The sequence below is a fragment of the Bacteroidota bacterium genome, from assembly GCA_016183775.1.
GTDB lineage: Bacteria > Bacteroidota > Bacteroidia > JABDFU01 > JABDFU01 > JABDFU01.
This window is the reverse complement of the sequence record JACPDY010000057.1, coordinates 1-10,843: the sequence shown is the minus strand read 5'-3', so window position 1 is coordinate 10,843 and position 10,843 is coordinate 1. Positions and strand designations below refer to the sequence as shown.

The following is a 10,843-nucleotide window of genomic DNA, read 5'->3' as shown; positions in this document are numbered from 1 at the left end:
CTCTTCAAAACCTTAGGAATGCAAATCCCGCCCAAAATTCTTAAGACAGAACCCAAAATGTAGTGGCACAAACCTAACCCCATGCCCGCAAACCCACATCATTGCTGAATTGTTAAAAATCAAGTGTCAAACTCGGGTGAAGGCCACTTGTACTTTCACTATAACTGTAAGTAATTTATAGGCTACTCATGGCCTTTTAGCCTTTGAGAATAAATTAACCGACCTTATAAAATTTTCAGCAGTGCAAAAGCCTTGTGCGAAATCATACGGTGATTGAAGCGATGGCACGCGCTAAGCGATTGTAGGTACAAGATTATACAAAATTGACGTATGCCACTGGATGGCCTTCCCACAGGTTTCGACTATGCCTACCATCCATTGCACAAGCTTCGCAATGACAGGCAAGCTGCCAATGACGCCTTTTCATATTTAGCTATATGTGAATAAGTTGTAAATTAAGTTCTGTTGCTTTTTTGGTCAAAAACTTTATCTGCTGCTCTTTTAATTTTTGCTCGTACATCTTTACTCCTTGTTCAACATATTCCATCCCATGAGCAAATATCTTGTAATATAGCTCTGCTAATTTCCTTGCCGTTGCTTTTATTGCCACTGCTACTCCACGCCTGGCTTTTTCCGATTATGATATGACGCACACGCCGATGTTTCACCAGATGGAAGGACTGGTCATCTACAAAAATACTCATATGGGCCATCTGAAAGGGTGCCTGATGGATTTCCTGCGCGCATAAAGCTATAATCTGTCAGCCCTGGCAATACTGTTGGATTGCCTCCATGTATGCCTTGTAATAATTTATGCAGGTTCTTTATCTGGGGTTTATTATGACGAATGCGCTTGGGTGCATTATTATCCTTATAATTTTTATTTGCCTGCTTACTAAAGTTAAGCAGCACCTTTTCTGCCTCCTGATCACATACACTCACTTGTCCCAGGTAAAACATGTATCCATCGTATGCCTGACGCAATTCAAAAAGATATTCCTCTTTATAGTTCCCCTCTAAAGCCAGCAATATATCATTGCCTTTTCTCTTTTGTAAATCCTTACTACAATAGCTTAACAGGGTATTTGCGTTTCGTTCACCTTCTAAAATGGCTTTTATCATTGCCATTCCGCTTGCTCCATGAGTTTGAGAAAGAACTTCCGGCAAGCGAATGTTCATTTCTATGAGTGCTTTTTGCATGTGTTGGATGTGTGAGGCTGACATTTGATCTTCGCGCATGCGCGTATATACCCGAAGCTTCCTTACCAAATCCTGGGGAACAAAGCTCTCTCTTAATAATCCGTAACTGTACAACTGCTGAATCCACTGACAGTCTTGTACATCTGTTTTTCTGCCCGGTAAATTTTTGCTGTCGGCAGGATTTACCAACGCAACCTTTATTCCCATTTCCTCTAAAATATCATACAAGGTAATCCAGTAAATCCCCGTGGCTTCCATAGCAACCTGTTCTATGCTGTGTTGCTTTAAATACACCCCAAGATCCTTGTAACACGCCGTAAAAGTTCTAAAGCTCTTTACAGGTTCTTTTTCTATAGATACGAAAACTTTTTCGCTTCCAATATCTATACCTGCACAATTTTTAATGATCTGTTTCATTGTCCTTTTTTTATGGCAATCAATACAGGCTCAAAGTATTTTATATAAAAAGCATTGCTGCCAAACGGGATACCACTATGGATTCACCAATATTACATACAACATACTTTGAAGCAAAGCTCAACCACAGGTAGAAAACACTAGTTTTTGTACTGCTACACTGCCTATATCTCTTACCGGTTTGCCCCAAAGTTAACGTCATTTTATATTATATTTAATCCCAATTAATTATGCCTCAACCTGACCAGGCACAAAACTTTAAAGCCGGGAAAAAAATTTTGTAATAGCCCCCGGATAAATTTATCTCATTACTTAGCCAAAAACTTCTTAATGATCTTAAACTCCTTCTCGGGTTCTTCAACCTGGGGATTATGGCCTGAGCGCTCGAACATTTCGAACTGGCCCTGCGGACAATACTTTTTGTACTGGACAGCAAATTCGGGAACGGATACCCTATCGTAACGGCCCGCGACAATTAGCACCGGCATTTTCAGATCCTTTAGCTGTTTGCGGTAATCAATTTTCCCGATATCACCGCCTATAATAAAATCTCCGTCATCGCCCACCAGTTGGTAATATAACTTCGTGTTGAACGGATTCGGATATTCAGGATCACGGCTTTTACGGAAGTTCTCGGGATTATATGCGTACAGAAAACCATAAGGCACTTTACCATATACCGTAATATGCTCAGGGTCGTTGGAATGAGCGCCTGCATCGCGCAGCTGCATCAGCTTTTCCCATACTTCGGGGTAATTGGTTTTAATTTCGTGATTGGAGTTATCATCATTTTTTTGCCACATTTCCGCACTGAAAAAACCGTTGGCAAGGATGAGGTGTTTTACATTCATAGGATATTTAAAAGCATATTCCTGTGCCACCAGGCTGCCATAGGAATGTCCGAGTATATTTATTTTTTCATATTTCATGGCCACTCTCAGTCCTTCTATATCTTCCACATCACGGCTTATGCTGTATTCAGTGACCGATTTAGCCGTATCCGATTTGCCACGCCCGAAGTTATCAATATACACCAGTGTACACGAATCTTTAAGTCCGTCAAAGCTATGCATGCCCACGTGTGCCCCACCCGGTCCGCCGGAAATGAGGAATAGCGGGTCGCCGGCACCAACTGTTTCGACCCACAGTTTCGCGCCATTCACTTTAATATGCTTCCCTTCAGGATGCTGAAATTTAGGCTGGGTTTGTGCCGCACAATTAATGCCGAACGTAGCGGCGAGAAGTACAAGAGATTGGATTTTGTTCATGGTGTTATGTGTTTAAATTTCGACAATAGATGTATTAAGGCTGGAAGTCGGAAGTTAGAAGTCTTCCGGCTTCGGACTTCCGACTTCGAACCTTTTCAAAACGTAACATGTCTTATTTATATTTTTAAAATTCACTTCAATAAGGATAAACTATTAATCTTCCTCAAGACCTACTAAAGGCTCCGCCAGCATTTCTTTTTTACTTGCTTTTTTATCAATTGAAAGAAGTAAAGAAGGAAGTAAAATAAGATTGGTAACCATTGAAACCAACAAGGTAACAGAAATCAAAACTCCCAAGGCTACAGTACCACCAAAACTTGATGCAATAAATATGGCAAAGCCGCAGAACAAAATGATGGCGGTATATATCATGCTAATACCTGTATCCTTTATAGTAGCTGAAATAGCTTCTGTAACACTTTTGGTGCGATGTTTTAACTCCTGCCTGTATTTAGTTAAAAAGTAAATTGTGCCATCCGACGAAATACCAAAGGCGATGCTGAAGATAAGGATGGTGGAAGGCTTAAACCGGATCCCTAAGAAACCCATGATACCGGCGGTAATTACAAGAGGTATGAGACAAGGCAATTTTGATAAAAAGATGATCCGAACGGATCTGAAAAGAGCCAAGCCGACAAGAATGATCAGAACTATTTCTATAATAAGGCTTTCGATTAAATTCTTTAATAAGTAATCGTTTCCCTTCAAAAACATTAAACTATGTCCTGTTAATTTCACATTGTAATGTTCAGGATCAAAAATGGAATCAACTTCAGGTCTCAGATCAGCCACCAATAATTTCATTTTTTCAGAACCTATATCGGCTATTTGCGCCGTAACACGTGTAAGACGTTTGGTACTATCGATAAAGCTCTGGAATCTGTTCTTTTTGCCTTTAATTGAATCGCCATAGCCGGAAAGCTTTTGTAACTCTGTAATCCCGGGAAGAATATAATATTTCGGGTTGCCGCCTTTGTGTGCCTGGTAGGAGAATTTAATTGCATCAACCACGGATAAAGACTTTGAAAATTCGGGATGAGCTGCAAACAACTTTTGCAATGATTTTATTTTATAAAGCGCTTCGGCATTATTATTAAATACCCCGTTCTCACTTTTTGTATCAATTAATACTTCAAATGGTAAAACTCCTCTGAAATTCTGTTCAAAAAAACGTAGATCGGAATAGATGGGATGCTTCTCCGGCAGGTCATCAACAACAAATCCAATAATCTCAATTTTAGTCATACCATATAAAGAGATTATTGTTACAACCGTTGTAAGCATATAAATGACCTTTCTTTTATTATGCACGAGGTAATCGATTAATTCCAGCACTTTATTTAATTTTTTGGCTTCGAGGTGCTTGGTAAATTTTGCGGCGGGCTCAGGCAGAAAACTTAAAATGATAGGAATTAATATTAACGTAATGAAATAAGTGATGATAACATTTATCGCTGCTACTATGCCAAACTCTACCAGCAAAGAACTATTTGTGAAATAAAGCACTCCAAATCCAATGGCGGTTGTAATGTTTGCAAGAAATAATGAAAGCCCTATTGTTTGGATGGTACGGGTAAGCGCTTTTATTTTGTTTCCGTGAGTAGAAAACTCGAGGTGATATTTGTTAATTAGAAAAATACAGTTCGGAATGCCAATCACAATAATAAGCGGTGGGATCAGGCCTGTCAGGATCGTAATTTTATAATTGAGTAAATGAAGTATACCAACGGACCATATTACACCTATTATAACCACAACAATAGAGAACAGCACCGAAGTAAATGAACGGAAGAATATCCACAAGATTAAAGCGGTTACCAGTATGGCTAATACCAGGAATAAAACCATTTCGCTGGAAACGATAGCCATGAATTCGGTACGGATATAGGGCATCCCGGAATAATGAATTTTAATATTGTGCTTTTCAGCAAATTTTCCTGCCAATTGTTTAATGTTACCGACCAGCTCAATCCGGTGTTTACTGTTTAGATCCGCTTTATTGAAAGTGATCGCCATGAGCGTGGCGCCACTTTCCTTATTGTAGATCAATCCCTCGTAAATAGGTAATGAATAAATTACACCTTTAATACTATCAGCTTCCTGCTGGGTTTTTAATACCTGAGTAACCACAGGTTTAAAATCAAATTTGTCCAGACTGTCATTGCGAACAACATTATACAATTTAGCAACCGACATCACTTCCTGGATGCCCTTTAACCGCTTTATATCTTCACTTAAAGTATACCAGTCATTGAACTTTTTTAGATTAAACAGGGCCTTATCCTGGAAGCCAATAACCATCACATTTCCATCTTCACCAAACGTTTGTTTAAAATTGAGGTAGTCGATATAAGTACTGTCGTTGGATGGAAGGATTTTAGCGAAATCATACGAAAGTTCGATCTTACCGGCTTCATAGCCCATAAAGACTGTTGCAAGAATAAGACCGGTAATAAAGGCTATTCTGTTTCGTAATATTTTATTCGACAGGTATTTCCACATACTATTTAATGCAATCCTTTTTCTGACCCCAAAAAAGCTGTCGATCAGTGATCCGGCTTTGTTGCTTACTTAACAATAAACAAAAAATCACTTCCGGGTTCATTGCTGCCAAATTCGCCGGCACGGGGTTGAGGTGTTACTTTTTCAACAAAGGTAACTATTTCGGCAAGAGTTAATATTCCATCCGATCCGCCATAGGTACGAAGTGCCTCGATAAATTTACGGGCAAACGGTGAGTGTTCACCTGAGCGTCCGTCCGGAACATATTCTTTTCCGCCTGATGTTATGTACTTACGGGTTTTGTATTTAAGCTTACGCTCAATAAATTTCTCTTTCGAGATCTCGGAATACTCATCGCCGGCACGCGAACCCGACATGGCAATAAGAGGATCAAAGGTTCCTCCAAAACACACATCCATTGTAAGAAAAATATGCTTGCAGGGAATATTGTTGATCATGGTACGCAGGTTGGAATGTGAAATATAACTTGAACGCGACTGATCATTTTTTTTGGAATCCTTTGCCACAATATATCCTTCTTTAAACACATCATCATACAAGCCATGTCCCGCGAAAAAAATGAACAGGTTATCATACTCTCCGTAAGTAAGCGTAGCATATTCCCGTATCTTATTTATCACTTGCTCCTGGGTGGCATTTTCAACCAGTTCGGTCTGGTAACCGTAATATTTATTGAGTTCAGCCGCCACTGTTTTCGCGTCATTCACCGGATTGACCAAAGCACTAAAATCAGTGTAATTCTCTGAAGCAAAAAGAAGAGCGAAATTCCGCTTCGTCGAATCTTTTGAATCCGGCGAAGACTTCACTTCCGCTGTTACACTTTGGTGCATCACGCTAAAATTTTCTTCCGCCGACATATTGAGCCTGTTTATGGCCCTGAGTGTAATTACATTTTCTCCATTTACCAGCTTTATCGTTTTTTGAAAAGTGCCGGTGCTATCAATCTTATTCTCATCGTTATTCACAAAAAATTGCCTGATGCCCACCTGATCTTCCACTCTCCCCTTCAGATCCATGCTTTCCCGTGCAACAGATACGCTCCTGTTCCCGGTCAGATTTGGAGAAATGATACTGATCTTCGTATTACCATATTTCTGATCGATAGACCCGAACGGATTTTCACGAAGGCTGACGGAATGCTGCTTATCGCCTGAAACCAAGCGGAAGTTATTGTATTGTGAAGAAACACCATTCTTATCCTTCATTTTGGTGCAGGTAATACTTACATTTTTCCAGTTTGTTTTCAGCTCCCGCGCGTTCTCCACTTCGATCTTAACAATAGCGCTTGTGCCCATAAAATAAACCTCATAGGTCTTTTCATCGGCATTGTAGCGCCCAATGTCTTCAAGTTTTACGCTTACCTCCTGTCCTTTGGGGACCACACCGTATAATTTTTCGGTTTCCTGCTGGATCACCATAAGCGTATGCGCCTTCAGTTTTTTTCTGCGTTCGAAATACTGAGCGGTGGTTTCAAACTCTTCGCGCGGCATAGTAAGCTTGGGGTCAAGATGAGCCATAATCTCAGGGAATACCGGACTCGCCATCACTCTTTTTTGCGCTTCGGAAAATGGTGCTTCCAGGTATTGCTGCACACGTACCTTTTCAGAAGGCTCTACACCTGTTATTTCCCATACAATAAAGCTCTGGTCCCTGCTTGCAGTAACAAAATAACGGCCATCCGGACTGAAAGAAACCCCAAACACCATGTCTTTGTGGGGCGTAAGAAGAGTATAAAACTCATTTAATTGTTCTCCATTGCGTTTATAAAATTTAACCGGTGAACGATAGGCCGAAGTAGCCACGTAGTTCGCATCGGGACTCATCGCGATTGCATCCGGCTCCCCGCTGTGTTCCAGCTTTTTCTTTTGTGTTTGTGTAAACGTATTGTCCTTTCTTTGCCAGGTAACCAGGCAATAGTCGTTGCCGCCATACATGTATTTATTTCCGGGCTCGAATGTTATACAGGTGGTTTCATTTTCACTTTTGAGATCGGACACTTCAACCAGCTTATTATTTTTTTGTTCCCATACTCTCATACATTTATCCCTGCCTGTTGAAACAAGATACTTTCCATCAGGAGTAAACGCAATATTTGTTACACTGCCTTTATGCGCCTTTATCTTTTGCACCTGTTCGAACAAACCATTTTTAAGCAGCCAAAGCACCATTGTTGAATCGCTGCTGCAGGAAACAAGGCTGGTGCCATAGTTATTGAACGTGAGTGTATTGATATAATTAGTATGCACATTTGAGAACTCCTGCATTAATTTCAGATCGCTCAGGCGCAGAATAACTACATCACTTGGAGTGCGCAGTTCTGAAATAGCCATGTATTTCTCATCGGGTGAAAATGCTACGGCACCTGATTTACTGGAAGGCTCACCCTGAAAACTCCACACCTTCTCAAACAGGCTGTTGTATAATACCACCATATTATCGCCTGTTGTAACGGCGAAATAATTTCCGTAAGGGGAAAATGTACCCTTATGCACATAGTCGGTAAAGCCTTCGATGTGTTTAAATTGTTTGATAGAAAAATCCTGTGCGTTGATAATGCTGATAAAAAGCACCAGGATAAGTGAAAGTTGTTTTCTGAGTGTCATGGTATGGAAATTATAATTAAGAAAATAAGGCTTTATATTATACATGACAAACAGACATCAACCTTATTCCGGGGTCCTGAAGGCAGAATTACACTTAGAATAGTTATTTATACGCCTTAGCCAGTGATCTTATCTTCTCCTGCACTTGTTTATTTACACGTACAAGCGGCAGACGTAAATTAGCTTCACAAAGGCCCAGCTCAGATAAAAATTCTTTAACCCCGCCCGGGTTACCATCGGCAAACATCTGTTCAATGATATCAGTGTGCTTGTAGTGTAGTTCCCGCGCTTTTTTGTAATTACCATTCAGGGCCTGACGAACCATTTCCGAAAAACCGGCCGGGTACGCGTTACCCAATACCGAAATAACGCCATCGCCGCCACAGGCTATGATAGGAAGCGTTATAGCATCATCGCCTGAGATCAGTAAAAAATCCTTCGGTTTATTTTTAATGATACGCATACATTGATCCAGGTTCCCCGATGCTTCTTTCATTGCAATTACATTTTCAATTTCATTGGCAATGCGAAGTGTGGTGTCGGCTGTCATGTTAGAAGAAGTGCGGGCCGGTACATTATACAGGATCACGGGTTTAGGTGATTCCTTAGCTATTACTTTATAGTGTTGAAAAATCCCTTCCTGGCTTGGTTTGTTATAATACGGAGATACAGACAGTACAGCCGCGATCTGTTTCATATCAAAATGACCAAATGTCTTAACAACTTCAGTTGTGTTGCAGCCACCATTTCCAAGAACAATTGGCACACGCTTTTTAGCTGTGTCAACAATACAATTCACGATATCAATCTTTTCTTCCTTCGATAAAGTAACCGATTCGCCGGTAGTACCCAATGCCACAATATACTCCACCTTACCCTTAATGATGTGTTCAACTACTCTGCTTAAGGCTTTAAAGTCAACCTGACCGCTTTTTGTAAATGGAGTAACAATTGCGACTCCTGTTCCTCTGAAAATACCTGCATTCATGGTTTTGTATCAATTTTATGAGCAGCAAATATAAGAGTAATTTTTATGCGATATACTGCATCTGAGTAGAGAGTTCAAGACCTAACTGTCAATTCATAACCGGTACTCCTGCCGCCGCCGGCTTCTCTTTGCAGTATGCCTTTATTCATCAGGTCTTGTATGTCACGCAAAGCAGTATCACCGGAGCATTTGGCGATTTTTGCCCACTTAGAAGTGGTTAGTTTACCTTCAAATCTGTCCCAAAGTTTATTTAACATTGATCGTTGCCTGTCGTTGAACGGGGTAGCCGAATGAGTTTTCCAAAAATCCGCCTTTTGCAAAACTCTGGCGAGGGTTTTATCTGTCGCATTAAGGGAGCCGGTTAAACAATCCAGGAACCATTTCAACCATTTACTGACATCCATAGTTCCTCTTTGGGTTTGCTCCAGGATATCGTAATATTTCTTTCGTTCCAAACGTATCTGGGCGGACATGCTATAAAACCGCTGCGGACTTCCATCGGCCCTGGCAAGCTGCATATCGGCAATGGCACGGGCTATTCTGCCGTTCCCATCATCAAAAGGATGTATAGTTACAAACCACAAATGAGCGATTCCGGCTTTTATCACGGGATCAAGAGCCTGCTCTGCGTTGAACCATTTTATAAACCTGTTCATTTCTTTACCTACCATTTTTGAATCAGGCGCCTCGTAATGTACCCGTTCTTTACCCATGGGACCTGATACAACCTGCATAGGGCCCGTTGTATCCTTTCGCCAATTACCCACAACTATTTTATACATTCCACTTCTTCCTGTCGGAAACAGGGCTGCATGCCAGCTGAATAATCTTTGAGCCGTTAAAGGCCTTTTATTTTTTTGTGTGGCATCAAGTACCATTTCCACCACTCCATCAATGTTTCTGGCGGATGGCACAAGCCCTGCTATATCCATACCCAAATGCCTGGCAACAGAAGAACGAACCTGTCCGGGATCTAAGAACTCCCCTTCTATTTCGGTCGATTTTAAAACATCCAGTGTGAGGGTTTCCAGACCGGCCTCTTCCCGTAAAGAAAAGCCAAGCGCCTCCATTTTACCCATTAATTTTCCCTGTATATTCCTGACTTTCCCAAGGGCAAACAGCAATTCTTCATTGCTCCAGGTAAAGTCCGGCCAATCTTTCAGTTGATGTATATAGTGATTTAATCTCCGCATAATATGCGGTAAATGTAGGTATTAATCTCCGCATAACAAAATATTCACCGCATATTATGCGGAGATTATAGACATTATTCTCCGCAGGGTAGTAACTTCAAAAACTAAAAAGCGGGTTATTTGGAAGGTGTGGTCAGATTAGCAGAGATGCTCCCCTGCACATTGGTCAAAAATACGGTATGATCGTGTTTTTCCTGGCTGCCAATCACTATTTTAACAAACAGGGAATCGCTTTGCGCCGAAGCAGAAAGAATATTTTTCGCGTTAATTCCCATTACTTTATTCTTGGATTGAGTTGATATCGTTTTGGTAAAGGAAGTTGTCCGCACCGTATCAACAAAATTCGAAATAATGCCATTATCGTAGGTAACGTAATACGGGAACACTTTGCCGTAAGCAGTATAGGTAACCTGGTAGGTCTGGTTTACACTCTTGTTGCAGGAAAATGCTATTGCTATTATTGCGATCGCGATGAGCTTCTTCATTTGTTTAAATTTAAATTACTGTTTATTTAGAAACTGTTTAAAATTCATTTGATAAAAAGTATAAAGGGCATCTAAAAGGAAATCTCCTACTGAATTACTTAGTGTTGACCAAAACCCTATGTACCATGTATGAAACAAGCCTTACCGATGCCCAATGGAAAATTAT

The 10,843-nt window shown here is 40.6% G+C and carries 6 protein-coding genes and 1 pseudogene; 1 reads left to right on the top strand and 6 read right to left on the bottom strand.

The genetic code is table 11. The annotated features are described in order from the left end of the window. Positions 1 to 632: 632 nt before the first annotated feature. Positions 633 to 746 (top strand): annotated as a pseudogene (locus HYU69_07280) (phenylalanine--tRNA ligase subunit alpha). 1,179 nt (positions 747 to 1,925) lie between these two features. Here HYU69_07280 and HYU69_07275 read toward each other — a convergent pair. The 6 genes from HYU69_07275 to HYU69_07250 form a co-directional block, all read right to left on the bottom strand. Beyond that, positions 1,926 to 2,885 (bottom strand): alpha/beta fold hydrolase, encoded by a 960-nt coding sequence (locus HYU69_07275; GenBank protein MBI2270146.1) that lies wholly within the window; start codon positions 2,883 to 2,885, stop codon positions 1,926 to 1,928. A 153-nt stretch (positions 2,886 to 3,038) separates the two neighbouring features. Then, positions 3,039 to 5,387 carry an MMPL family transporter gene (locus tag HYU69_07270; GenBank protein ID MBI2270145.1) on the bottom strand — a complete coding sequence of 783 codons (2,349 nt, stop codon included), beginning with the start codon at positions 5,385 to 5,387 and terminating at the stop codon, positions 3,039 to 3,041. A 65-nt stretch (positions 5,388 to 5,452) separates the two neighbouring features. Continuing rightward, a complete protein-coding gene (locus HYU69_07265) occupies positions 5,453 to 8,011 on the bottom strand; it encodes a caspase family protein (GenBank protein ID MBI2270144.1) in 2,559 nt (852 codons plus the stop codon). A gap of 103 nt (positions 8,012 to 8,114) precedes the next feature. Continuing rightward, positions 8,115 to 8,999: a 4-hydroxy-tetrahydrodipicolinate synthase gene (locus HYU69_07260; protein ID MBI2270143.1), complete on the bottom strand. Its 885-nt coding sequence runs from the start codon at positions 8,997 to 8,999 to the stop codon at positions 8,115 to 8,117. Positions 9,000 to 9,073: 74 nt separating this feature from the next. After that, on the bottom strand, positions 9,074 to 10,192 hold the full coding sequence (locus tag HYU69_07255; protein MBI2270142.1) for a Fic family protein: 1,119 nt from the start codon (positions 10,190 to 10,192) through the stop codon (positions 9,074 to 9,076). A 116-nt stretch (positions 10,193 to 10,308) separates the two neighbouring features. Beyond that, positions 10,309 to 10,677, bottom strand: a complete 369-nt coding sequence (locus HYU69_07250; GenBank protein MBI2270141.1) for a hypothetical protein — start codon at positions 10,675 to 10,677, stop codon at positions 10,309 to 10,311. Between the last annotated feature and the right edge of the window lie 166 nt (positions 10,678 to 10,843).

Bases quoted from the DNA above. Each gene is read 5' to 3' on its own strand.
- HYU69_07275 (MBI2270146.1), bottom strand. From the start codon at position 2,885: ATGAACAAAATCCAATCTCTTGTACTTCTCGCCGCTACGTTCGGCATT.
- HYU69_07255 (MBI2270142.1), bottom strand. From the start codon at position 10,192: ATGCGGAGATTAAATCACTATATACATCAACTGAAAGATTGGCCGGAC.
- HYU69_07250 (MBI2270141.1), bottom strand. From the start codon at position 10,677: ATGAAGAAGCTCATCGCGATCGCAATAATAGCAATAGCATTTTCCTGC.
- HYU69_07260 (MBI2270143.1), bottom strand. From the start codon at position 8,999: ATGAATGCAGGTATTTTCAGAGGAACAGGAGTCGCAATTGTTACTCCA.
- HYU69_07270 (MBI2270145.1), bottom strand. From the start codon at position 5,387: ATGTGGAAATACCTGTCGAATAAAATATTACGAAACAGAATAGCCTTT.
- HYU69_07265 (MBI2270144.1), bottom strand. From the start codon at position 8,011: ATGACACTCAGAAAACAACTTTCACTTATCCTGGTGCTTTTTATCAGC.